Source organism: Paenibacillus sp. YPG26, assembly GCF_023704175.1.
Taxonomy (GTDB): domain Bacteria; phylum Bacillota; class Bacilli; order Paenibacillales; family Paenibacillaceae; genus Fontibacillus.
Window position 1 is genome coordinate 1,630,116 of record NZ_CP084530.1, and the last position, 24,558, is coordinate 1,654,673.

Below are 24,558 nucleotides of genomic sequence, written 5' to 3' on the forward strand. Positions count from 1 at the left end.
AGTTGTTTGCATATAGATGGAACTAGCGGAGAGGACGGAATCGTTCTATAGAAGCGTCAGCGTTCGCCTTTGTCTCTAAATTTCTACCATTGAATATTAGGATCAGGAAATTTAGAGACAACAGCGATCGGAAGAATGATCCGTCATCGCAGCGTGCTCCATGATCGGAAGAATGATCCGTCATCGCAGCGTGCTCCACGATCATAAGAATGATCCGTCATCGTAGCCGTGCTTCTCGACTGGAAGAATGATCCGGCACCCTAGCGTGCTACACGAACGGAAGAATGGCTTTGTGGCCTATGAACAATAAAGGATGGTGCGTTATGGCGATTAGAGAGATTGTACTCGAACCGAATGAGGTGCTGCATCAGGTAGCAGAGGAAGTGAAACAGATTACACCTGCAATTCGTAAGCTGCTGACAGATATGGCAGATACGATGTACGAAGCGGAAGGTGTTGGACTTGCGGCTCCGCAGGTAGGTGTGCTGAAAAGAGTTATTGTCATTGATGTGGGGGATGACAACGGGCTGATCGAGATGATTAATCCAGAAATTGTTGCCTCGGAAGGGGAGCAATTTGGGCCTGAAGGATGTCTGAGTATTCCCGGTTATCGCGGGGATGTTCGCCGGGCGAATCAAGTAACCGTGAAAGGGTTCAACCGGAAGGGCAAGGAGATTACGATTACAGGGACTGAGCTGCTGGCTCGCGCTTTTCAACATGAGATTGATCATTTGAACGGTATTTTATATACAGAGCTAGCTGAGAATTATTATGAGATACCACCAGAGGAAGAAGAGGAATTTGAACAAGAACAGGCACAAGCCCAGACCTCAGGGGTACAGGAGCCTGATCAAGGGAAGGAGTGAACGGGTCGATGAACATCGTTTTTATGGGAACTCCTGATTTTGCTGTACCCTCATTGGAGACACTATTGACTGAAGGGTACAATGTAGTCGCGGTTGTTACACAGCCAGACCGTCCTCAGGGTCGGAAAAAGATTCTTACGCCCACACCCGTCAAGGAGGCGGCCCTCCGTCATGGTCTGCCAGTGCTGCAGCCTCAGCGGATGAGGAGTCCAGAGGCTGTTGAAGAGCTGGCCGCTTATAAGCCTGATGTGATCGTAACAGCTGCTTATGGACAGATTCTGCCCAAGGCGGTGCTTGATCTGCCGCAATACGGGTGCTTGAACGTTCATGGCTCGCTTCTGCCGAAGTACCGGGGGGGAGCGCCGATTCAGCGTTCCATCATCAACGGGGAGAAGGAGACAGGGATCACCCTGATGTATATGGCTGAAGGCCTTGATACGGGGGATATGATTGCGAAGTCCGTGGTACCGATAGAAGATGAGGACACTTCAGGTACATTGTTCAAGAAGCTGAGTCTGGCTGGCGCAGCCCTTCTCAAGGAACAGCTTCCCTTGGTGATTAAAGGCCGGGCTGCCCGGACGCCACAAATTGAGGAAGAGTCCACGTATGCCAAGAACTTGTCCCGTGAGGACGAGCGGATCTCTTGGTCGGATTCATCCCGTGCGATTTATAATCGCGTGCGGGGCTTGGTACCTTTTGCAGGCGGATTCACGCTGTGGAATGGCGAGGTGTTCAAGGTGTGGGAGGTCGCAAAGCCTGTTGACAGAGCGCCAGCTGGAGGGAACCAGGCTCCGGGCACGGTGCTTGATTTCACAGATCGAGGCATCGAAGTCAAGACGGGAGACGGGTCGGTTATTCTAACTAAAGTACAGCCAGCCGGCAAAAAGGCGATGGATGCAGCTGAATTTCTGCGCGGCGGCGTTCTGAAGAAAGGCGAGGTTTTCTCTTGAGCAGCTCTAATGAAAGCGGCAGGAAGAATCATTCCGCACCGGTAAGCCGCAGCGGAAGCCATAAAGCTAAAGGACCTGGGAATACCCGGCCGCCCAAGCCCGCCACCGCTCGTGAGGTGGCTCTCCAGGTGCTTACCCAGGTTGAAGAAGGGGGAGCGTACAGCAACCTCCAGTTGAACGGGGCATTGCAGAGAAGCGGATTATCCGGGCCGGATGCGGGACTTGCTACGGAGCTCGTATATGGTACCATTTCCCGGTTGTCGACGATCGACTATTTTCTGAATCAGTTTGTGGCCAAGGGCCTGAGGAAGCTGGAGCCCTGGGTACGCAATTTGCTTCGGCTGAGCTTCTATCAATTGCATTATTTGGATAGAGTTCCTTCACATGCGGCGGTTAATGAGGCAGTGAATATTGCCAAAAAGAAGGGACATCAGGGTATCTCGGGGATGGTCAATGGTGTTCTGCGAAATGTGCTTCGCCGCAAGGATGAACTGCGGCTTCCGGAAGGTCTTCCACCGGTTAAGCGGATTGCTCTGGAGTACGCCTATCCCGAATGGATGGTCGGCCGCTGGATCAAGCAGTATGGTGAGCAGGAGGCTGAAGCCATCTGCAGAGCGAACAATGAGCCGCCCTCGGTCAGTGTGCGGGTGAACCGGACAAAGATCAGCAGGGATGAGCTTATGGAGGACATGCGGGCCCAAGGACTCGATGCCCAGGCTTCTCGGGTATCGGAGGACGGCATTATTCTACGAAGCGGTGGCAATATGGCACTTACGGATTGGTACCGGGAAGGGTATCTCTCCATTCAGGATGAGAGCTCGATGCTGGTGGCGGAAGCCGTTGATCCGGCGCCTGGAATGAGAATTCTGGATTGCTGCGCGGCCCCGGGCGGTAAGTCCTGCCACATGGCAGAGAAGCTGGGCGGAGCAGGAGAGATTATCGCTAACGATGTCCATCCTCATAAGGCGAAGCTGATCGAGGATCAAGCGTCCCGGCTTGAGCTGAACACGGTTCGGACAACAACCGGGGATGCCCTGCAGCTTGCAGGCAAGTATCCGCCTGAATCTTTTGACCGGATCCTGTTGGATGCTCCATGCTCAGGTCTGGGCGTGATCCGGCGGAAGCCTGATTTGAAATGGGCCAAGCAGCCAGAGGATATCGATGAGATATCAGAGCTCCAAATCAAGCTTCTGGATGAAGTAGCCGGTCTGCTAAAGCCGGGCGGTATTCTTGTCTACAGCACCTGTACCGTAGAGAAGAGAGAGAATGAGCTCGTTGTAAAGGCTTTTCTGGGCAAGCATTCCGAGTTCGCCGAAGCTTCGGATCAACCGGGCAGCCTGGCACGGCTCGAAGCCGGGAAGCTTAGAGAAGGTGCCGGAATACAAATATTGCCTCAGGACTATCATTCGGACGGATTTTATATTGCCCGGCTTGTCAAACTAGGTTAATATGTCAGAAGGCATCCCCGCTGGAACTTTCCAGCGGGTTTTGCACTTTAGTGTGAACAGTGTTTATGATAAAATGGGAAGAATGAATATAAGCTGGTGCTTAATTTAAATAGAACAGGTGTGTGATCATGAAGCCTTTTATATATGATTTTACGTTAGAAGAACTGCAGGAATGGGCTGTATCCCAAGGTGAGCCGGCTTTCCGCGGAGGGCAAATCTTTGATTGGATCTATGTGAAGCGGGTTAATTCTTTTGACGAGATGACGAACTTGTCCAAGAGCCTGCGTGAGAAGCTGAAGGAGAATTTCCAGTTCATTACGCTGAACGAAATCACCAAGTTTGAATCAAAGGATGGAACCGTTAAGTTCCTGTTCGGTCTTCATGACGATCATGCAATTGAGACGGTAATTATGAAGCATAACTACGGCAATAGTATCTGTGTAACTACCCAGGTCGGCTGCCGTGTGGGCTGTACGTTCTGTGCCTCCACACTCGGCGGATTAAAGCGGGATTTGACTGCGGGCGAGATTGTAGCCCAGGTTGTGCGGGCCCAGCAGATTCTGGATGAACGCGGTGAGCGTGTAAGCAGCATCGTAATTATGGGAACAGGTGAACCATTCGAGAATTATGAAGCGACCATGAAATTTTTGCGCTTGATGATCCATGAGAAGGGTTTGAATATTGGACAGCGGCATATTACTGTATCAACGAGCGGTATTGTGCCTAATATATATAAATTTGCAGATGAGGATACCCAGATTAATCTGGCTATATCCATTCATGCGCCGAATGATGCGCTTCGCTCGAAGCTTATGCCGGTTAACCGCCGTTTTCCGTTCGATGACGTGATGGAGTCCCTCAGGTATTACCAAGCTAAGACGGGGCGCCGGATTACGTTTGAATATGCGCTTATCGGTGGTGTGAACGACAGACCCGAGCATGCCGAGGAGCTTGCCAGTGTGCTGAAGAACATGCTCTGCCACGTCAATCTGATTCCGGTCAACTATGTTCCGGAGCGTAAGTACACTCGAACTTCCAGAAATGACATATTTCAATTCCAGCGTATATTGGCGGACAAGGGAATTAATGTGACGATTCGCCGGGAACAAGGTCATGATATCGCGGCAGCCTGCGGACAATTGCGGGCGAAGCATATGGAGTCTGGTGCGAGGTGATGAAATTTGATAAATACGGTATATGTCAGTGATGTAGGACATGTTCGTTCGGTGAACGAGGATTCATCATGGGTAGCTAACTTGGAGCAAGGGTTCACTTTGGGTATTGTTGCAGATGGAATGGGTGGACATCAGGCCGGAGACACAGCCAGCAGGCTTGCTGTTGAGACCATTGTATCCGATCTGCAGTCTCTCCCCAGGGCAACCTCTCCTGAGCTTCGGCGCGAAGCTCTCAGGAAGGCGATCCTGCATGCCAATGAGGTGGTGTTCCAGACCGCTTCGGCAAGTGTTGAATATCACAATATGGGAACTACCGTTGTGGCGATTCTAATGGATCGCCGTGAAGGTATTATCGGTCATATTGGAGACAGCCGTGCTTATTTGTTCAGGCAGGGAAATATTACCCAGCTGACAGAGGATCATACCTTGGTCAATGAACTCGTCAAAAGCCGCCAAATCAGTGAAGAAGAGGCATACAATCATCCGCGCAGAAATGTAATTACCCGGGCGTTAGGGACAGATGCTAAGGTGGACGTGGATCTAATTCATGTTGCGCTGAAGGAAGGCGATATTCTCCTTCTCTGCAGTGATGGACTTAGCAGCTATGTCTCCAAGCATAAGATGGCCCAGACTGTAGGACTGCCTAATGTGTCCCTCAAAGACCGGGCAGATCATCTTCTGCAGCTAGCCCTTGATGTAGGCGGAGAAGATAATATTACTGTGGCTTTATTTGAAATACCGGGTGCGGCTGGGGCCAGTGCAAAGGAGTGGACAACATGATCGGACACGAATTGGGCGGTCGATATCAAATCATTGAACGAATTGGCGGAGGCGGAATGGCGCTTGTGTACAAGGCCCAGGACATTCTTCTTGGACGCAATGTGGCTATTAAGGTGCTGCGCCAACAATTTGTGCACGATGAGGAATTTATCCGCCGGTTCCGGCGGGAGGCGCAGTCCGCTGCATCTCTGTCTCATCCAAATGTCGTAAATATTTATGATGTGGGCCAGGAAGATGACATTCATTATATCGTTATGGAGTATATTGAAGGCCAGAATTTGAATGAGATTATCAAAGAACGCGCCCCGCTCCAGGTGGATGAGGCCGTTCGAATTGCCTCACAAATATGTGATGCCCTTGATCATGCTCATCATCATCAGATTATTCATCGGGATATTAAGCCTCATAATATATTAATTGGACGCAATGGACGGGTTAAGGTCACGGATTTCGGTATCGCCCGCGCCGCGTCTTCGGCAACGATTACTCAAACGGGATCCGTGGTAGGATCTGTACATTATTTCTCTCCTGAGCATGCTAAAGGCGTGGTGACGGGGGAGAAATCGGACTTATACTCACTTGGGATTGTACTGTATGAGATGCTGACCTCCAAGCTTCCTTTTCTGGGTGAAAGTCCAATCAGCGTAGCGTTGAAGCATCTCCAGGAGAATTTTGAAGAGCCGCGGCTTGTTAATCCACTTATTCCTCAAAGTGTGGAGAACGTCATTCTGAAGTCGATGCGCAAGAACCCGGGCGAGCGGTACCAATCGGCCAAGGAGATGCTTAGGGATCTGGAGACCTGCCTTCTTCCAGAGAGACGGACAGAATCCAAGATCATTTTTGATGACATGGATGATGCTGATAAGACACGTGTAATCCCGGCTATCAAGCCACCAGTTCAGAGGCCGGCAGCTGGAAGAACCTCGCGTGTGGAAGAAGACAATTCTCCAGCTGCATCTTCCGCTGCCAAGAAGAAGTCCTGGGTGAAGCCAACTATGTGGGTTGGGGGCACACTTCTGGTCATCGTATTCATGCTTGGAGTTGCCTGGTATGTCAATGCTAGCCTTAACAAACCTAATGTAAAGGTGCCTCAGCTCATTAATCTTCAGGAAGATGTGGCGAGAGCGGAGCTCGCCAAGGTGGGCCTCACCGTTCAGGAGCCAATCACAAGAAAGTACCGCGAAGGCTTTGCTGCCGGGGTAGTCTATGAGCAGAACAAGCCGGGAGGAACGGAAGTCAAGCAGGGGTCTGCTATTGCCTTGACAGTGAGCGTGGATAAGCCGCTCAAGAAAGTGCCGGACCTAAGCGGACTGTCCTATGAGGATGCAAGCAGAAAGCTGATGGATGAGTTCCAGATGAAGGAAGAGCAGATTACCCGCAAGGAAGACTATAGTGAAGCTGATCCAGGGAAAGTTACGGGTCAGAGCCTCGCTGCGGGTTCGGACTTCGATCCTGCAACGGCTGTGATGGAGCTTACAGTAAGCAAGGGGCAAGAGAAGGTGAGTATGCCTGATCTGACGGGTCTTACTCAGCAGCAGGCAGAAGCTAAGCTCAAGGAATACGGCTTAAAGCTGGCTAAGGACGGAATTGTTCAGGAGTCCAGTTACAAGGTTGAGCAGGGTCTGGTGTTCAATCAGCACCCATATGCTCCTAAGGAGCAGGTGTCACCGGGTGAAGCGATTACGATATTCGTTAGTTCCGGTTATCCGCCTGAAGCGATCAAGTACACATACAATGTTCCGGTCGCACCTAAGACGGAAGGCAAGAACAGCAAGATTCGTCTGGTATATACCGATGCCCGCGGCGAGAACCTGGAAGCTGGGGTTAAGACGATCAAAACGGCTCAGAACATTCCGGTTAATCTTGTGCTTGCTCCTACTAAAGATGGGGCGATTCTGGTCTATCAGGATGGCAAGTATCTGGACACACTCCCGGTGTCGTATATTGACGCGAAGCAGGGAACTGTGCCTGTGCCTTCCACACCTATCGGACAGGAGCCGGTTGAACCTCTGGATCAAGAACAGCAGGATCCTACTAATACCGGAGATAACAACGCCGAGGATTCAGCCTCGATTCAGGGTGAATACAGCGGTGTAACCGAACGTTATGCTTCGTCTTCCACTGCTGCCAAGCAGGTCAAAGACGCGCAAAAGGAAGCGCAGAAAGCCGAGAGAAAGCAGAAGAAAGATCAGGAAAAGAGCAGATAAACATGGAAGTGAGGCTGCATACATGCCTGAAGGCTTAATTGTTAAGGCTCTAAGTGGATATTATTATGTGAAAGAGACTGGCGGTGAACCGGGAGAACCGGTTCAATGCCGGGGCCGGGGAGTATTCAAGAAGAGGGGAATTACTCCTCTCGTAGGCGACAGGGTTATCTTTGAGCCTACGGAGAATGGAGAAGGAACAGTTACAGAGATCCTGCCACGAGTGTCGGAGCTTATACGCCCGCCTGTGGCCAATGCCCGTCTGGCTGTTCTCTTGTTCTCCCTGCGTGAACCCGATATGAATCTTCAGCTGCTGGACAAGTTCCTGGTCCACATTGAGAATGAAGGTCTTGACACGCTTATTTGCCTAACAAAACGTGATCTGCTTGATGATTCAGATACAGCAGATGAATTGACCAGGCAGGTTAGTGATTTATACAGTTCCATCGGTTATGAAGTCATTGTAACCAGCTCGCATACCGGAGCAGGCACTGACGAAGTGCTTAAGCGTCTTGCGGGAGAGATCAGCGTCTTCTCGGGACAATCCGGGGTTGGCAAGTCTTCGCTTCTCAATGCGATGCTGCCTGGTCTGGGTCTGGAGACCAGCGCCATCAGCCTGCGTCTTGGCAGAGGTAAGCATACGACGCGTCATGTTGAGCTTATTGAGCTTGAGAACGGCGGTTACGTTGCCGATACGCCAGGATTCAGCCAGCTGGACTTCTTGGAGCTCGGTGTGGAACAGCTGTCGGATTGTTTTCGAGAGTTCGCTCTGCTGTCTTCGGATTGTAAATTCCGCGGCTGCAGTCATCTACACGAACCTGGCTGCCAGGTTCGGGCTGCACTTGAAGATGGGAAGATTGCTGCGAGTCGATATGAGCATTATGTGCAGTTCTATGAGGAAATGAAAGATAAGAAACGGAGGTACTAATCAAGTGATCAATATTGCACCGTCTATTTTATCTGCGGATTTCGCCAAATTGGGTCAGGAAATTGCTGAAGTGGAACAAGCGGGGGCCGAGTGGCTTCATGTGGACGTCATGGATGGGCACTTTGTCCCTAACATTACATTAGGTCCTCTTGTTGTAGAGGCTATCAAGCCTCATACCAAGCTTTTCATGGATGTGCACCTGATGATTGAGAATCCCGACGCTTACATACCCGCCTTCGCCAAAGCAGGCGCCGATCTGATCACCGTGCATGCAGAAGCTTGTATTCACCTGCATCGGGTAATCCACCTTATTAAGGAGCAGGGAGTCAAGGTGGGGGTGGCAATTAACCCGGGAACCCCTGTATCTGTATTGTCTGAAGTGATTGAGGAGCTTGATCTTGTACTCGTTATGACCGTGAACCCTGGCTTTGGCGGTCAATCCTTCATTTCGGGAACGGTTCGCAAAATCCGTGAGCTGAATGAATGGAAAAAGCGGCTGGGGCTGAATGACCTGCTTATCGAGGTGGATGGCGGTATTACGGCCGAGACTGCGCCGCTTGTTGTGGAGGCGGGTGCGGAGGTTCTGGTTGCTGGAAGTGCGGTATTCGGCCGTTCTGATCGCGCTGGAGCTATTGCCGAGATCCGTAACAGCGTAACAGCATAACTGAAAAATGGGGACGAGCTTCAGCCTGCTTAACTGGAATAGGGCTGGCGCGAGACGCATACAATTGGTTACATGAGCTAAGGTTCTCATGTAACCTTTTTTTGTGAACGGAACACATGATGTGGACTCGTGTCATAGAATAAAGTAAGCATGGGAAGTATGGGGAGGGTGAATAATGAAGTTTTACACATTTAAGTTGCCTAAATTTTTGGGAGGTTTTGTGAAGGCCGTTCTGAATACATTTCATAAGAACTAAAAAAAGACATTAAAAAAGCACCTCTTATGAAAAAGGTGCTTTTTGTCTATATGCCTGGTTGAAGATTACACACGGGTAACTTTACCGGATTTCAAAGCGCGAGTGCTGACATAAACGCGTTTTGGTTTACCGTTTACCAGAATGCGGACCTTTTGGACGTTAACGCCCCAAGTACGGCGGTTACGGTTGTTAGCGTGGGATACATGGTTACCTGTGCTAGGCTTTTTGCCTGTTACATAACATTTACGTGACACGAAATTACACCTCCTTGTTCCAATACCCTGCATAAAACAATACCTAAATATCATATCACAGCAAAAAAAGCTTCGTCAACCGATTAACTAACTTTATTTGCGTGGCTAAGGTCTTCTTTTATTTATTTCTCCTTCTTCTTATAGTACAATGGTGATTAGTCCATAATATTTTTAAGGGGGGAGTGAAGGATAGTGGCTATTGAACTGAATACCGAATATGGACAAATTGATATATCGGATGAAGCGGTAGCGGTAATTGCCGGATCAGCCGCCATGGAATGTTATGGACTTGTGGGGATGGCAAGCCGAAAGCAATTTAAAGACGGTATTGCAGAACTGCTTGGACGGGAGAACCTTACCCGCGGAGTAGAAGTGAAACCTGATAACAATAGAATCGTAATCAATCTATATATTATAGTTATTTACGGGGTCAAGATATCCGAGGTGGCCCATAACATTCAACAAAGAGTCAAATACGTATTGAACGATATAATAGGACTTCAAGTCAGTGAAGTGAATATTGTAGTCCAGGGCGTACGTGTATCAAGCTAGGAAGGGGATTTCTCATTGAGTAAGCGTTCTCTAAATGGAACAGATTTTACAGCTATGGTATTAGCCGGAGCAGACCAGCTTCACAAGCATGCGGAACACGTGAATTCCCTTAATGTGTTCCCGGTTCCGGATGGGGATACCGGTACAAATATGAATCTTACGATGACTGCCGGTGTAGCGGAACTAAAGCGCAGCGGCAGTGGCGGTGTCGGCAGCAGGGCGGCCGTATTGTCCAAGGGACTGCTGATGGGTGCACGGGGGAATTCCGGGGTGATCCTGTCTCAGCTATTCCGGGGATTCAGCCGTTATTCGGCCTCTTATGAAGAGCTGAATACGATTCAATTCGCCTCAGCGCTGCAAAGCGGTGTGGACACCGCATATAAGGCGGTTGTGAAGCCCGTGGAAGGGACGATCCTTACTGTGGCTAAGGAAGCGGCCAAACATGCGGTTCATTATGCCCGCCGCACGACGGATATATTAGAGCTTATGACAGAAGTTCTGGCTAAGGCGAAAGAAGCTCTTGCCCATACACCGGAACAGCTGCCTGTATTGAAGCAGGTTGGTGTAGTGGATTCCGGAGGACAGGGTCTTGTGTACATCTATCAAGGGTTCTTTGATTATCTGTCCAACAACATCCAGAATGCGGCACCTGCCACCCAAGCTCCCGGACAAGCTTCCGTTCCGGCGGCCCGTCAGGAGAGTCGTCCTGAATTCAAAGCTGTTCCTGAAGTGCCTGCGTCTGCGCAGTCCCGGCTTGAGACAGAGGATATCGAATTCTTGTATGACATGGAATTCTTCATTAACCGCAAGCTCGGTGAAGCGAAAGACACGGCATTTGATGAGAATCAGTTCCGTAAGGCTCTGGGTGTAAATGGAGATTCCATCATCGTTATTGCTGATGACGAAGTCATCAAGGTTCACGTTCATTCCAAAGCACCGGGTGAAGTGCTGAATTTGGCTCTTCGTTACGGCGAGATTACTCAGATTCATATCTTGAATATGAGAGAGCAGCACAGGGACTTGTTGACTGCGGGTATGGACATTGCCCCGGCTCCAGAGGTGTTCGCCGAGATTCCTGCTGAGAAGGCCTGGGTAGCTGACCCAGCTGTACTGCCAGCTGACGAAATGGCGCCTTATGGATTCATCGCGGTGGCTTCAGGCCAGGGAATCGCGGATATTTTCACAAGCCTTGGGGTCGATGCGGTACTGTCCGGAGGACAGACGATGAATCCTAGCACTGAAGATTTCGTTAATGCCATTAATTCAATCTCTGCCCAGCATGTATTCGTACTTCCTAACAACTCGAATATCGTTCTTGCCGCACAGCAGGCCCGTGATCTGCTTGAAGGTGAGCGTAGTGTTACAGTTATTCCAAGCAAGAGTATTCCCCAAGGGATTGCGGCTGCGTTCGCGTTCCAGGAAGAAGAGAGCATCCAGATTAATACGGAGAGTATGCTTGCCGCGGTAGGCCACGTGAAGACCGGCCAGGTTACTTATGCGGTGCGTGATACTCATTTCGATGATTTGGAGATTAAAGCGGGTCATTATATAGGTATTGAAGAGTCCAAGATCGTATCTACAGAAGAGCGTCTTCTTCAGACCTGTGAGTCATTGCTGCAAAAGATGCTTGTAAGCGGTGATGAGATTTTAACTATTCTGACCGGTGAAGAGGCAAGCAAGGAGGATACTCTGCTGCTGTTGAACTGGCTTAAAGAGAATTATCCGGATGCTGAAGTGGAAATTCACGAAGGCGGTCAGCCGATCTATTACTATTTATTCTCTGTAGAATCCTGATTTGATGGTTGGGAGAAGTTCAGAGGACGGGATGGAGGCTTGTTCTGAATGAATCATATTATTATTGTTACCGACAGTACAGCGGATATTCCGCAGAAGACGGTTTCAGAGTACGGTATTCATGTCATCCCGATGACGGTGAACTTCAAAGAACAATCTTTTGTGGAAGGGGTCGACATCACGCCGGCTGAATTCTATGACCGATTAACGAAGTCACCGGAGCTCCCTACAACTTCCCAGACGTCTCCTGCCCAGTACGTTAATGTGTATCAAGGTCTGCTCGATCAGTACCCGGGGGCATCTATTATTTCTATTCATATCTCCTCGGGGATGAGCGGCACCTTTCAATCCGCGTTGTTAGCTAAATCGATGATGGAAGAAGAGGGCATTGCGGCCGATATTACGATCATTGATTCACGCTGTGCCTCATACGGATTTGGTCTTCAGGTGGTTGCCGCGGCAAGACTTGCCGCTAATGGTGCTTCGGTGCAGGAGATTGTAGACGAAGTGGAGCGGCTGCGTCAGGTCCGAAGGTTGTATTTCTTGGTAGATACGCTGGAGTACTTGCAGAAAGGCGGACGCATTCGCAGGGGAGCGGCGATCATAGGCACTGTTCTGAATGTCAAGCCGATACTCTCTGTGGATGAGGAAGGCGTCATATATCCGGTAGACAAGGCGCGGGGACGCAAGAAGGCGGTATCGCGTATTGTGGAGCTGTTCCGTAAGGATTTTGGTGAGCATAAGGATCTGAATATCGCTGTCTGTGACGGGGTTAATCCGGAAACGGCAGAAGATATCGTGCAGGAAATGTCACAGCATTTCACACTGCATGAAGTGGTTCGGACCGATATTGGCGCAGTTGTAGGAACCCATGTGGGTCCGGGAATTGTGGCGGTATTCGTCTGGCCGGCATAAAGTGAGGGATTAAATATGGATATCAGCACGATATCCGTGAAGCAGGTCAGCGGCGTGAGTGCTCTCAAAGAGGGGGAGCTTCACGCCTTTGGCGTCTTTACGGTACAAGATTTACTTGAATATTATCCGTTCCGTTATGAAGATTACCGCCTCCGTTCATTAAGTGAAGTGAAGGATGGGGATAAGGTAACGGTACAGGCCAAGATTATGGGACTTCCGGTACTTCAGCGTTATGGCAAAAAATCGAGATTGACCTGTAAAGTAATGGCCGACGAGTGGATGTTCACGGCGACCTGGTTCAATCGGCATTTTCTAAAAGACCAGCTGACGCCTGGCCGGGAGATTACGCTGACAGGCAAATGGGACCAACGCCGTGCGCAGATGACCGTCTCGGAATCGGAGTTCCCGGATAAGGGCGTGATCCGCAGCGGAAGCCTGCAGCCGGTCTATTCCGTTGGAGGGAACATCACCCAGGCCTGGATGCGCAAGACGGTAGGACAAGCTCTGACCCAGTTCGGGGAGATGATTCCCGAGATTCTGCCGGAGGATCTTGTCCGCAAGTATGAGCTTATGCCGCGAAAGCATGCGATTCTACGCATTCATCAGCCGCAGGATAGCCATGAAGGACAGGAAGCCCGCAAGCGGATGGTGTACGAGGAGCTGTTCCTCTTTCAGCTGAAGCTTCAGGCCTACCGGGCCATGAATCATGAACGGATGGACGGGATTGAGCACACGGTAGACAATGCGACGGTCAGAGAATTTGTCCGGAGTCTTCCTTTTGAACTGACGGATGCCCAGAAGAAAGTGGAGCTTGAAATTCTGAAGGATATGCGCTCTCCCTTCTGCATGAATCGTCTGCTCCAGGGGGATGTTGGCTCCGGTAAGACGGTCATTGCTGCTGTTGCGCTATATGCTGCCGTCAAGTCAGGCCACCAGGGGGCCTTCATGGTACCAACTGAAATTCTGGCGGAGCAGCATGTGAGGTCGCTCACAAAGCTGTTCGAGCCGTACGGGATTACCGTAGGCCTGCTTACGGGAAGTGTAACGGGAAGGCGGCGCAAGGACCTGCTTGGTGCCCTGCAGATGGGCCTGGTTGATGTGGTTGTAGGTACTCATGCCCTGATTCAGGAGGAAGTATACTTCCGGAGCTTAAGTCTCGTCGTCACCGATGAACAGCATCGGTTCGGTGTGAATCAGCGCAGTATTCTGCGGCGAAAAGGGTTCAACCCGGACGTCCTGACCATGACGGCGACGCCGATTCCGAGAACGCTGGCCATCACGGCTTTTGGGGATATGGATGTGTCAACACTGTCTGAACGGCCCAAAGGAAGAAAGCCGATTTCTTCCTATTGGGTCAAGCATGACAAGATGGACCGGGTGCTTGGGTTCATCTCGCGTGAGATCGGGCAGGGCCGTCAGGCTTACCTTATCTGCCCGTTGATTGAGGAGTCCGAGAAGCTGGATGTCCAGAATGCCATTGACCTCTATGTGTCGATGTCCCAGGCGTTCCCCGACTTCAAGGTGGGTCTGCTGCACGGCCGGATGTCAGCGGCCGAGAAGGAGGAAGTGATGCGCGAGTTCTATGCGAACGAGGTGCAGCTTCTCGTCTCGACGACCGTGGTTGAGGTCGGCGTTGACGTTCCCAATGCGACGCTGATGATTATTATGGACGCCGACCGGTTCGGCTTGTCCCAGCTTCACCAGCTACGCGGCCGGGTTGGCCGGGGAGAGCACGCCTCTTACTGCGTGCTCATCGCAGATCCGAAGTCGGAGGTAGGTCAGGAGCGGATGAAGGTCATGACCGAGACGGACGACGGCTTCGAAGTGGCCCGGCGGGACCTTGAGCTTCGCGGTCCCGGCGATTTCTTCGGCACGAAGCAGAGCGGCGTGCCGGAGTTCCGAATCGCGGACATGGTCAGCGATTTCGCAGTGCTTGAGGCGGCGAGGGGGGATGCCGCCTCGCTGGTGGGCGAAGAGGCGTTCTGGACTTCGCCGGTGTACAGCCCGCTGCGGCATTATTTGCAGCGGGAGCAGATTTTGCAAGGTGAGCTGATTGACTAGAGCAGCTGGTTGGGCTGATCTCATTTGAACTCATTTTCGCGTGTTATCGGGAGTATTCTATTTTTCATGAACTATCTGCACTCCTGCCGTCATATATTAGAACAGTGACGTACGGGAGGTGAGAAGCAGCTTTGAATTATCAGCAGTTTGGAATCAGCCCGCAGCTCGTTGAACGGGTTAAGCTCAAGATGAAGAACAAGGCGGTCAAGGATCGTGTGAAGCAGCTGACGGAGAACCTGACGAAGGGGGACCTGCAGGACCCGGCTAAAGTACACAGGCTGGTGAGATCCGCTGCGGGGATCATGAATGAGAGATTGTCTTCAGTTCAAGAGCAACAGATGGTTCAGTTCGTTATTACACAGAAAATTGACCCGAAGAATACCTTCCATCTCATCAAGCTGTGGGGCATGTTCAGGTGAATCCGCAGACTCATCCTTCAAGCTGATATCCGGTTGTGCCGGTATCAGCTTATTTTGTTATAGGCCGATCTCCAAGGACACGGCTATAACGTCTTTGGGCTGCTTGCTGATTGCTTTTTAAGCTAATAAGGTATAATTTTATATTGACATGTCAGTAGGTCAAAAAAAGAAAGGAGAGGAGGATCTATTGACCCCTCGCACCAAAGAACAGAATGAAGCTATACGCACCCGCCGGATGGGGCAAATTATGAGGGCTGCTGCCGAGGCTTATGTAATCAAAGGGATTAATATGGATATGCGTGATGTGGCCGCAGCAGCGGATCTCGGTTATGGCACGGTGTACCACTATTATAAGAACAAGTATGATTTATTATCTGATCTTCTTACCATGGCTCTAGGTGAGGCGGAAGAGATAGGTCTGAACTATCTGATCAAGGGCAGTTCCGTCCAAGATTATGGCATGACTCTGCTGCGAAGGTGGAGGAAAGATCCGTCCCTGTTCGTTCTGTATAAGCTTGCATGCGAGCATTTCCGGGAGCTTCCGGAGCAGGAGGCGAAGGTATTTGCAGAACGGTTCAGACAGAGTGTTATTATTCCTTTGGCTGAAGTGCTCGGGACACTACGCAGAGATTCGCGTCTGGAAGAGTCAGCCTTTCTGATCATTGGCGGTCTGGTAGGCTGCGCAGGTCTATCGGTATATCGCCGTTCTGCGGAAATGAATGAAGATGAAATTGTGAAGCTGCTGCTTGGCGGATTTTAGAGATGAGAGGAGCGATATAACTGTGATTACTCTAAAAACAAGACATGAGATTGAGGCTATGAGGAGGGCTAGTGAGATTGTGGCCGATTGCCACCGGGAACTCGCAAAGCTCATTGCACCCGGAATTACGACAATGGAGATCAACGATTTTGTGGCTAAGCATATTACCAAGCTGGGAGGTAAGCAGTTCACCAAAGGGTATAACGGATTCCCAGCAGAGACCTGTGCTTCCATCAATGACGTGGTTGCCCATGGATTTCCGGGTAGGACGCCGCTGAAGGAAGGGGATATCGCCAAAATTGACATTGTGGTGGAGTGTGACGGCTGGTTCGGTGACTCAGCATGGTGTTATGAGGTTGGTCAAGTCAGTGAGCTTGCCCAGAAGCTGATGCGGGTTACACGGGAATGCCTGTATCTGGGCATTGAGCAGGCTGTTCCGGGCAACCGACTGGGAGATGTGGTGTCGGCTATTCAGAAGCATGCGGAGAATAACGGTTTCTCGGTTGTACGTGATCTGCTCGGCCACGGCATTGGGCGCTCTCTGCATGAAGAGCCTAACTACGAGCACGTGGGGACAGCTGGGAAGGGAGTCCTTCTCAAAGAAGGCATGGTCTTCACCGTGGAACCGATGATCAATGAAGGAACGTACCGGATTACAATCGACGAAGACGGTTGGACAGCCCGGACGGCCGATGGGAAGCTGTCCGCCCAGTATGAGCATACGATTGCGGTTACTGAAGGCGGGCCAATTATTCTGACAGAACAATAAATACCAGCCATTAAAGCCTATTCAAGGCGGATTCCCCAGTAATAACCTGTTGTCAAAGCGAATATTTGTTCGTATTATGAATATAATAAGAACAAACGTTCTGATAGTGGGTGAATATAATGAGAGTACTCTGGTTCAGAAATAGGATTATCCTTAATGAGCTTGAACATGCTAACAGAAATCAGGCCTCAGCGCCAAGAGGGAATCTTACATGAAACAGGCGCCTTATCGGACTGAGGAAGAGGCAGGATGGGTTAAGGAGTTTCTTTTACTGCCGCTCATTCTGGATTTAATGGAAAGGGATGCGCAGCTGATCTCATCGCGTTCGGCTCCCTTCAAGCTGCCTGAGCTCTATATGGCTGTACTGCGTGAATTGCAGTCCCGAATTACCCAGGAGCTGAGTCGGATCCGGCAGCAGATGCGCCAGCATGGAATTAAGGTGTATGAGCAGCATCGCACCAAGGCGGGGCTTGAGGCGCGTTACTTGTGCCGGGGCTACCAATATGAATTCTCCATGCTCTGGGGCTTCGCCCGGGCAGAGATTGATAGACGCATAACCCTCTATCTGGAAGAGGTGGTACTTAAGTGAGAGCAGCAGATCGGGTCATTATGCTTGGAGACTGTCAATCGTTCTATGCCAGTGTGGAGAAGGCGGAGAATCCCGCATATAAAGATCGTCCTCTCGTCGTTGCGGGAGACCCGGCCCGCAGATCGGGGATTATTCTGGCGGCTTGTCCCCTCGCGAAGAGTTACGGAATAACTACGGCGGAGCGGCTTGGGGAAGCGCTTAGGAAATGCCCTGAGGTGGTTGTGGTGAAGCCGAGAATGCAGCGGTATATTGATATTTCCCTTAGAATCACAAAAATTTATGAGCAGTATACCGATCTGGTTGAGATCTTCTCCATTGACGAGCAATTTCTGGATGTAACGGGGAGCCTCCGGATTTTTGGGGACCCCTATACAATGGCCTGGTCAATTCAGCAGAAGGTGCTTGAAGAGACCGGAGTCCGGGTACGCTTCGGAATCAGCTCTAATAAGATGCTGGCCAAGGCGGCTACGGATATCTGGGCGAAGAAGAATGCGAAAGGCATCTATATTCTGAACAAATCAGAGCTGGCCGAAACTCTATGGAAGCAGCCGGTGGACAAAATGTTCGGGGTAGGTTCCCGAATGCGGAACCACTTTCTAAGCTTGGGGATGCTTACCATTGGCGATGTCGCCAGAACGCCGCTGCCCCGGCTTAAGGAGAAGTTCGGTGCGCGGTTTGGCAAGCAAAGCGATATTCAGGCCGAGGTAATGTGGAGAACGGCCAACGGCATTGACGATTCTCCCGTGACGCCGGCCACATTCAATACACCACCCAAGTCTGTCGGACATATGATGACCCTTCCCCAAGACTATACGGATGAGGAGCAGATTAATACTGTCCTCCTGGAAATTGCAGAAGAGGTCTGCAGAGACTGCCGCCGAAAGGGGTACATGGGCCAGGTAGTATCCGTAGGCTGCATGTGCAGTCCCTACGAGACAGGGACGGGCTTCTCACGCCAGATGAAGATCCCGGACCCAACGAACGATACGAACACCGTATTCCGTGCAGCCAAAGCTTTATTCTACCGGCATTGGGATCGTATGCCAGTGCGCCAGATCGGGGTAACGCTCAGCCAGCTGGTCACGGATGAGGAATATCAGCTGACCCTGTTTGATGATCTGGCGAAATCCCAGGCTCTGAACAAGGCCACTGACTTCATTAAAGACAGGTATGGCAGCGCGGCTATTGTAAGAGCCGCCTCCTTGACGTCATCCGGTCAAGCGCTGGAAAGGTCACGAAAAATCGGTGGTCATTACAAATGACAGTTCATCCAATACAGGGGTGTCCTTACGGTTATCCGTAGAGACACCCCTGTTTCAGGTTAGAATAGTGCAGCATGATGGCTTGAGAATACTAGTATTAGGCTCTTTGAGTATAGGGTGGAGAGTTACCGAAGGTCTGGGTCAGAGTAATCAGTTAAACTCGGCGGATTATTCGGATGAAAAGAATCGGAAATTATCGATTTTGTCACAAAAACAACAAAAAAGATGCGTGAAAGTTAGTCGTAAAGACATTCTTGACCCGGTTTCCAAGGTTAAATGAAAAGTCCAGGGCGGGAAAGTGGCTGTACGGACATTGTCGAATCAGGAAGCAGCATATCGAATGAGGTAGAAATCAGGAGAGAGGTCCTTGAGAGACTTTGTGGGGGGAAATCAGCTTTTTACAAAAATAAGGAAAAGCGGGAGAGTAATCCTAGGAAAAAAGGAGGTTTAATTGGGACTTTTTCCCGGGGTACAAGGAAGGGAGTAGTTGGTAAATTATCAAAAGACCCTATATAGGTCTACCTAACCCTTTTTGTAAAATGGTAATAATTGAAAAACGTTGATATAGAGCGATTTTCAAGCGTTTCCTGCTAAGACTTTGGTATCAATTCTGTTACCGAATTGGAAAAGGGTGGGATAATAACCACAACTTCGATATATCGCTAGCGTTTAATACTACATATAATGAGTCTGAGCCATTGGAGCGGTCAGGGCAAATCCCTATGAGGTGTGACTAGGCTTGAATTGATAAGGGAACTTCTGGAATCTCGCAACTAAAATAATCACAGTAATTTAGGAGTTTTTGTGTTTGTCCGGGATTAGTAGTTTTTTGTAAGAAATGTTATGCAATGTCGTGGAACTTTCATGAAAGTCCCGAAAAAAAATGCTCCCATCCGCCTAGTTACTTTATGAGTTCTCTTGGTTAATCATTAAGGAGTGACAAAGGGAGTGGAGGTGTGAGAGCCTTACTATGGAAATCGCCTGCATACAAAAAAATAGCGAGGTGAAGGGATTTTATAGCGATGTCAAAACTAGCGCGCAAACGAATAATTTTATGGATTACGATTGGAATCATTTTAATCGGAGGGGTAACCTCCCTGGTATTCTTGTATCTTCCTCCGTCCCACACAAGCTACGCTACCTCGGACGGAACGAAAATGAAGTTCCAAACCTCGGGAGATAAGTTCCTGAGATACGATGGACAAGGAAATTGGAAAGAGATCTTTGTTAAAGGTGTCAATCTAGGAGCAACGGTACCGGGCCATTTTCCCGGCGAGTTCCCGGCAACAGAAGAGGACTATCTAAGATGGTTCCAGCAGATCCATGATATGGGTGCGAATGTAATTCGGGTATATACGATTCATAATCCTGTATTTTATACGTCATTAGTCAAGTTCAACCGGGATAAGGGAGAGAATCCTCTGTATTTCATTCAGGGAGTCTACTCGCAGGAAGAACAATTGATTGAATCAAAAGATGCTTACGGCGGAGGAATTCCCAAAGCCTTCGAGCAGGATATTGATAAGGTAGTTAGTGCGGTGTACGGGGATTTGGACATACCTGTCAATCCCGGCTTTGCAGGGGGCAAGTACACAACCAACGCAGGCGCTTACCTGATGGCCTGGCATATTGGAACCGAGTGGGATCCCGAAATGGTGGAGAACACGAACAAGGTTCATGCTGGACAGGCCCCTTATAAGGGCAAACATTTCAGTGCGACAGATAATGCCAGTCCGTTCGAAAGCTTCCTGGCGAGTATGCTGGATCGCGCAGCAGCCAAAGAGCAGACTTACGGCTGGGAGCATCCTGTAACTTTTACCAACTGGGTAACCACAGATGTGCTTGAGCATCCAGGAGAGCCTTTATTCCAAGAGGATCTAGTTAGTGTGGATGCTACACATGTGAAGCCAGTGAAATGGGAAGCTGGTTATTTTGCGGCATACCACGTGTATCCTTATTATCCTGATTTATTCCACCTGGATAAGTCGCTGCAGACCATTTCTGACGGCAAGGGTGGCTATAACACTTACAAAGCTTATTTACGGAAGCTTAAGGCCTATTACAAGGATATGCCGATCATGGTTACAGAGTACGGTGTTCCTTCATCTCTGGGTGTATCCCACTTGGGTCCGGGAGGACGCAACCAAGGAGGCCACAATGATAAGGAGCAGGGCGAGATTAACGCCTCACTCACTCAGGATATCTACGATGAAGGATATTCAGGAGCGATTCTGTTCATGTGGCAGGATGAGTGGTTCAAGAAGACATGGAATACCATGCGTTTTGAAATACCGGCCGATCGACGTTCTTATTGGCTTAACGTTCTAACCAACGAGAAACAGTTCGGTATCGTGGCTATGGGACCAGGCAAGTCAGACAAGATCATCATTGATGGCAAGCTGGATGATTGGAACACACTGCCGAAGGACCAGGTGACCGTGTGGGACAAAACTGCACCAGGCATTAGCAAAATGAGGGTTACTCATGATGAGGCTTATGTCTATGTCGGGCTTGACCTTGAGAAAGATTTCGACCCTAAGAAGTCTCTAATGTATCTGGGTACCGATACGCAGCCAGGCGGTGATCAGCCGAAGAATGAGCTGCCAAACAAAACACTCAGCGATGGTCTTGAGAATCTCGTGGTCATCGGTAACGATAAGGAGACTCAAGTCAAGGTTGCTCCATCGTATAATTTCCATCAAAGATTGTATGGGGAACGCGGGTATTGGATGCTTCCAGAGCAGAAAGCGGCAGATAAAGTTAACTTCCAACCATGGAAGCTGGCGGTCAGCTTGACCATGACTCCACCGGATACGCGTTCAGCCCATCCTTTCCAGGATGAGACGGTTGGGATCTTGAAGAGGGGCACTTCGAATCGAAGCAGTGCGGAGTTTGACTCACTGACTTCATGGCAGTACAGCGGTAAGCAGGTAGAGCTTCGTATACCTTGGATGCTTCTTGGATTTGCGGATCCTAGTTCTCAGCAGGTCATTGATTATGGTCCACTCAAGAAGGGACGCACGTTCTCAACTTTAAAAACAGCGGGGATTACATTGGTGCCATGGATTGTGGATCGCGGAACCAAGCAGGTGTCCTGGCCGGGTGGAAATGAGAGTAAGCTTGACCTTAAAGATCAGCCAATCTACAAGTGGAATCCGTGGGAGACTGTGGAGTATACAGAACACCTCAAATCAGGTTATTACAACATGAAGGATGTCTACTCAAAAATGAATAAGCAGTAAGTACAGTAAATACGAACTCACAGAGGAGGTCTCATTGCATTATGTTTCAACATGTCACCGTGGCTATCTATTTCGTCTATGCGTGCCTCGGATTGATTGGACTCGGAATTGCAATCCTATTCTATATGAAGCTCAAACATCTGGCGACGCTTAAGAAAACGGAAGAGTACCAGCTTAAGCATCAGGATTATTTCAGGTTTATCCAATCCCATTTACATGAAGACAGCGATCTTCCAGTGCCGCCGGGCAAGCTCACGGCCTTGGAGAGAAGAGTGATTCAGGACAAGTTCGCAGAATGGATTGAACAGTTCAAGGGAGAACTTCGTAACAGAATCGTTGAACTGTGCGAGAAATCGGGCTTTGTAAAAGATGAGCTTGAGCAGCTGGACAGCCTGTTCTACGGGCGCCGGGTAGAAGCAGCTTACCGACTGGGTAACATGCGGGCCGCAGAAGCGGTTCCCCGCCTGCTTCAAATGCTGAGAAAGCAAAGCTACAGTCCGCTTACCATTATTCTTGGACGGGCGATCGCCAAGAGTGCGAAGCAGGAAGATCAGCTGAAGGAAATGCTTGAACTCATGCTCAGACACGGCAAGCCCATTCACAATCTGGTGGCGGATGTGCTGCTGGAGACAGATCTTGATTCCAGCAAGCTGCTTCTCAAGCTGCTTGAGGATGGAAATACGGATTTCGTGAAAGTTGCCTTAGTAGCTATGTGGGGACAAGCAGTGCCTGAAGTTATTCCGGCTCTCGACCGACTAGTTGGAGCAGAAGAGAAGGATGTACGGGCTGAAGCCGTTAAGCTCTACCTCAGTTCTAATCCGGTTCTCAAGGATGAGACAATCAAGCAGCTTATGTCGGATAACAACTGGGAGATCCGTGCAGCCATCGCCAAGTCACTAGGTTCGCTTCATGCAGCGGGAAGCATTCCTCTTCTCAGAAATGCGATGAGAGATGAGAACTGGTGGGTACGTAACAACAGCGCCGAAAGCCTAGCTAAGCTTGGTGAGACAGGCTTTGAGATCTTGTGCGAGACAGCGCTTCGTGGTTCAGGTGTAGAGCGGGAGACAGCTCTATATCACATTGAGAAAGTTATGAATGAAGGAACTGATCTTCGTGCTGTCGATCAAATGGTATCCTTCAATAAAAAACGTCTGCTCTATGACCGGTATTTCGGCGTTGCCGAAAGAAAACCAGTCCGTCAAGTAGCAGCAGTTGGGGGGGATTACTCTGCTTAGGGATATACTTCTCATCTATGGCTTGTTCGCCATTTATTATGTAATGACGGTTAACACTCTGTATTTCGCAGTGCTGGCTTTCTCATTCAAGAATATTATGATGATATTCCGCAGATCGGCGTACTCGAAATATAATACGCTGTCGGGTTCAGAGCTGGTACCGCCGGTATCACTGCTCGTGCCTGCTTATAATGAGGAAGTCACCGTTATCGAGAACGTTAAGTGTCTACTGACACTGAATTACCCGAACTATGAAGTTATCGTCATTAATGACGGTTCGAAAGATAACACACTGGGCGTCCTGGTGGATGAATTCGGTCTGGAGAAAATCCCGAATCCTGACATGAGAAACTCGATTGACTGTCAGGCGATTAACGGGGTCTATCACAATCCTCAGTATCCACATCTGTATGTAATAGATAAGCCGAACGGGGGTAAGGCAGATTCACTGAATGCAGGTATTAATCTGTCACATTACCCGCTTATCTCTTCTATTGATGCGGACTCACTGCTGGAGAAAGACGCACTGATCCGTATGGCAAGGCAGTATATGGAAAACCCTGAGGAAACCGTTGCAATTGGTGGAGATGTTCGTATCGCCAATGGCTGTCTGATCGAGAATGGTCAGGTTAAGGACTTCTCCCTGCCTAACAAAATGTGGCCAATGTTCCAGGCGATAGAGTACTTGAAAGCCTTCCTCGGAGGCCGGATCGGCTGGAGTTCAATCAATGGACTTATCATCGTATCAGGTGCTTTCGGCTTGTTCCGTAAGGATTATGTCATTGCCGTGGGGGGTTACCGTGGAGGTTACCCGGGTGAAGACATGAACATTATCATCAAGCTTCACCGCTACATGCTGGAGAATAAGCTGAAATACCGGATTGCATTCTGTCCAGAGGCAGTGTGCTGGACTCAAGCACCGGACACCTACCATATTCTCTCTAACCAGCGTAAGCGCTGGGGGCGCGGTAACTTGAAGAACATGATCGAGAACTATGACATGGCCTTCAATCCGAAATATAAGGTTATGGGACTTCTAACCATGCCTTACAACATTATTTTTGAAGCATTGAACCCTTATTTCAAAATTACAGGTTTAGTGGCTCTAGTCGGTTATGTAGCTCTCGATATGACCCAGTGGAAGATTCTGCTGGTATTCGGACTGATCAACTTCCTAAGTGGATACTTGTTCAGCATCGGCGCACTGCTGCTGGAAGAGCTTGCGTTCAAGCGGTTCATCAAAATATCTGATTTGCTCAAAATGTTGTTTTATGGAGCATTCAAATTCTTCGGTTATTCCCAACTGGGTACGCTCTGGCGTATTCAAGGACATATACAGTATCTGCAGAACAACAATTCATGGGGAGCTATGACAAGGCAGAGCTGGAAAGAAGAAAAAACTGAGGCCCCAAGCAGTGCAGCATAAATGATGCTT

General features: G+C 49.6%; 23 protein-coding genes. 22 read left to right on the plus strand and 1 reads right to left on the minus strand.

Going from position 1 to position 24,558, the window contains the following annotated elements:
- The first annotated feature begins 323 nt into the window (after positions 1–323).
- From def to spoVM, 9 genes are all read left to right on the plus strand, one after another.
- A complete protein-coding gene (def, locus tag LDO05_RS07550; RefSeq protein WP_251378234.1) occupies positions 324–866 on the plus strand; it encodes a peptide deformylase in 543 nt (180 codons plus the stop codon).
- A gap of 8 nt (positions 867–874) precedes the next feature.
- Entirely contained in the window at positions 875–1,816 is a 942-nt protein-coding gene (gene fmt / locus LDO05_RS07555) for a methionyl-tRNA formyltransferase (protein ID WP_251378235.1), read from the plus strand.
- Positions 1,813–3,264: a 16S rRNA (cytosine(967)-C(5))-methyltransferase RsmB gene (rsmB, locus tag LDO05_RS07560; RefSeq protein ID WP_251378236.1), complete on the plus strand. Its 1,452-nt coding sequence runs from the start codon at positions 1,813–1,815 to the stop codon at positions 3,262–3,264. The genes fmt and rsmB overlap by 4 nt, the downstream gene beginning before the upstream one ends.
- A 128-nt stretch (positions 3,265–3,392) precedes the next feature.
- Positions 3,393–4,439, plus strand: coding sequence for a dual-specificity RNA methyltransferase RlmN (rlmN, locus tag LDO05_RS07565; RefSeq protein ID WP_251378237.1), 1,047 nt, complete (start codon positions 3,393–3,395; stop codon positions 4,437–4,439).
- A 6-nt stretch (positions 4,440–4,445) separates the two neighbouring features.
- On the plus strand, positions 4,446–5,219 hold the full coding sequence (locus LDO05_RS07570; protein ID WP_251378238.1) for a Stp1/IreP family PP2C-type Ser/Thr phosphatase: 774 nt from the start codon (positions 4,446–4,448) through the stop codon (positions 5,217–5,219).
- Complete coding sequence (pknB, locus tag LDO05_RS07575) at positions 5,216–7,426, plus strand: Stk1 family PASTA domain-containing Ser/Thr kinase (protein ID WP_251378239.1); 2,211 nt, start codon at positions 5,216–5,218, stop codon at positions 7,424–7,426. The genes LDO05_RS07570 and pknB overlap by 4 nt, the downstream gene beginning before the upstream one ends.
- Positions 7,427–7,448: 22 nt before the next feature.
- Positions 7,449–8,351 (plus strand): ribosome small subunit-dependent GTPase A, encoded by a 903-nt coding sequence (gene rsgA, locus LDO05_RS07580; RefSeq protein ID WP_251378240.1) that lies wholly within the window; start codon positions 7,449–7,451, stop codon positions 8,349–8,351.
- Between the two features lie 4 nt (positions 8,352–8,355).
- The gene (gene rpe, locus LDO05_RS07585; RefSeq protein WP_251378241.1) at positions 8,356–9,015 is read left to right on the plus strand and encodes a ribulose-phosphate 3-epimerase; all 660 of its coding nucleotides are present in this window, start codon (positions 8,356–8,358) and stop codon (positions 9,013–9,015) included.
- A gap of 175 nt (positions 9,016–9,190) precedes the next feature.
- A complete protein-coding gene (gene spoVM / locus LDO05_RS07590) occupies positions 9,191–9,271 on the plus strand; it encodes a stage V sporulation protein SpoVM (protein WP_036621610.1) in 81 nt (26 codons plus the stop codon).
- Between the two features lie 65 nt (positions 9,272–9,336).
- Here spoVM and rpmB read toward each other — a convergent pair whose 3' ends face one another.
- Positions 9,337–9,525, minus strand: coding sequence for a 50S ribosomal protein L28 (gene rpmB / locus LDO05_RS07595; protein WP_082926854.1), 189 nt, complete (start codon positions 9,523–9,525; stop codon positions 9,337–9,339).
- A 192-nt stretch (positions 9,526–9,717) separates the two neighbouring features.
- Between rpmB and LDO05_RS07600 the strand changes: the two genes are divergently transcribed.
- The 13 genes from LDO05_RS07600 to LDO05_RS07660 all read left to right on the plus strand — a co-directional run bounded on the left by LDO05_RS07600 (position 9,718) and on the right by LDO05_RS07660 (position 24,549).
- The gene (locus LDO05_RS07600) at positions 9,718–10,077 is read left to right on the plus strand and encodes an Asp23/Gls24 family envelope stress response protein (RefSeq protein WP_251378242.1); all 360 of its coding nucleotides are present in this window, start codon (positions 9,718–9,720) and stop codon (positions 10,075–10,077) included.
- Positions 10,078–10,092: 15 nt separating this feature from the next.
- On the plus strand, positions 10,093–11,871 hold the full coding sequence (locus LDO05_RS07605) for a DAK2 domain-containing protein (protein WP_251378243.1): 1,779 nt from the start codon (positions 10,093–10,095) through the stop codon (positions 11,869–11,871).
- Positions 11,872–11,919: 48 nt separating this feature from the next.
- A complete protein-coding gene (locus LDO05_RS07610) occupies positions 11,920–12,786 on the plus strand; it encodes a DegV family protein (protein WP_251378244.1) in 867 nt (288 codons plus the stop codon).
- Between the two features lie 15 nt (positions 12,787–12,801).
- Positions 12,802–14,847: an ATP-dependent DNA helicase RecG gene (gene recG / locus LDO05_RS07615; RefSeq protein ID WP_251378245.1), complete on the plus strand. Its 2,046-nt coding sequence runs from the start codon at positions 12,802–12,804 to the stop codon at positions 14,845–14,847.
- Positions 14,848–14,978: 131 nt separating this feature from the next.
- Positions 14,979–15,266: a stage VI sporulation protein F gene (locus LDO05_RS07620; RefSeq protein WP_251378246.1), complete on the plus strand. Its 288-nt coding sequence runs from the start codon at positions 14,979–14,981 to the stop codon at positions 15,264–15,266.
- A gap of 187 nt (positions 15,267–15,453) precedes the next feature.
- Complete coding sequence (locus LDO05_RS07625) at positions 15,454–16,026, plus strand: TetR/AcrR family transcriptional regulator (protein WP_251378247.1); 573 nt, start codon at positions 15,454–15,456, stop codon at positions 16,024–16,026.
- Positions 16,027–16,048: 22 nt separating this feature from the next.
- Positions 16,049–16,795 (plus strand): type I methionyl aminopeptidase, encoded by a 747-nt coding sequence (gene map / locus LDO05_RS07630; RefSeq protein WP_251378248.1) that lies wholly within the window; start codon positions 16,049–16,051, stop codon positions 16,793–16,795.
- 211 nt (positions 16,796–17,006) lie between these two features.
- Complete coding sequence (locus tag LDO05_RS07635; protein ID WP_251378249.1) at positions 17,007–17,384, plus strand: YhjD family protein; 378 nt, start codon at positions 17,007–17,009, stop codon at positions 17,382–17,384.
- A gap of 20 nt (positions 17,385–17,404) precedes the next feature.
- Positions 17,405–18,646 (plus strand): DNA polymerase IV, encoded by a 1,242-nt coding sequence (locus LDO05_RS07640; protein WP_251378654.1) that lies wholly within the window; start codon positions 17,405–17,407, stop codon positions 18,644–18,646.
- A 276-nt stretch (positions 18,647–18,922) separates the two neighbouring features.
- Positions 18,923–19,162, plus strand: coding sequence for a hypothetical protein (locus tag LDO05_RS07645; RefSeq protein WP_251378250.1), 240 nt, complete (start codon positions 18,923–18,925; stop codon positions 19,160–19,162).
- Between the two features lie 506 nt (positions 19,163–19,668).
- On the plus strand, positions 19,669–21,888 hold the full coding sequence (locus tag LDO05_RS07650; RefSeq protein ID WP_251378251.1) for a hypothetical protein: 2,220 nt from the start codon (positions 19,669–19,671) through the stop codon (positions 21,886–21,888).
- Positions 21,889–21,929: 41 nt separating this feature from the next.
- Entirely contained in the window at positions 21,930–23,123 is a 1,194-nt protein-coding gene (locus LDO05_RS07655; protein WP_251378252.1) for a HEAT repeat domain-containing protein, read from the plus strand.
- Positions 23,124–23,166: 43 nt separating this feature from the next.
- Positions 23,167–24,549, plus strand: coding sequence for a glycosyltransferase family 2 protein (locus tag LDO05_RS07660; RefSeq protein ID WP_251378655.1), 1,383 nt, complete (start codon positions 23,167–23,169; stop codon positions 24,547–24,549).
- Positions 24,550–24,558 lie beyond the last annotated feature (9 nt).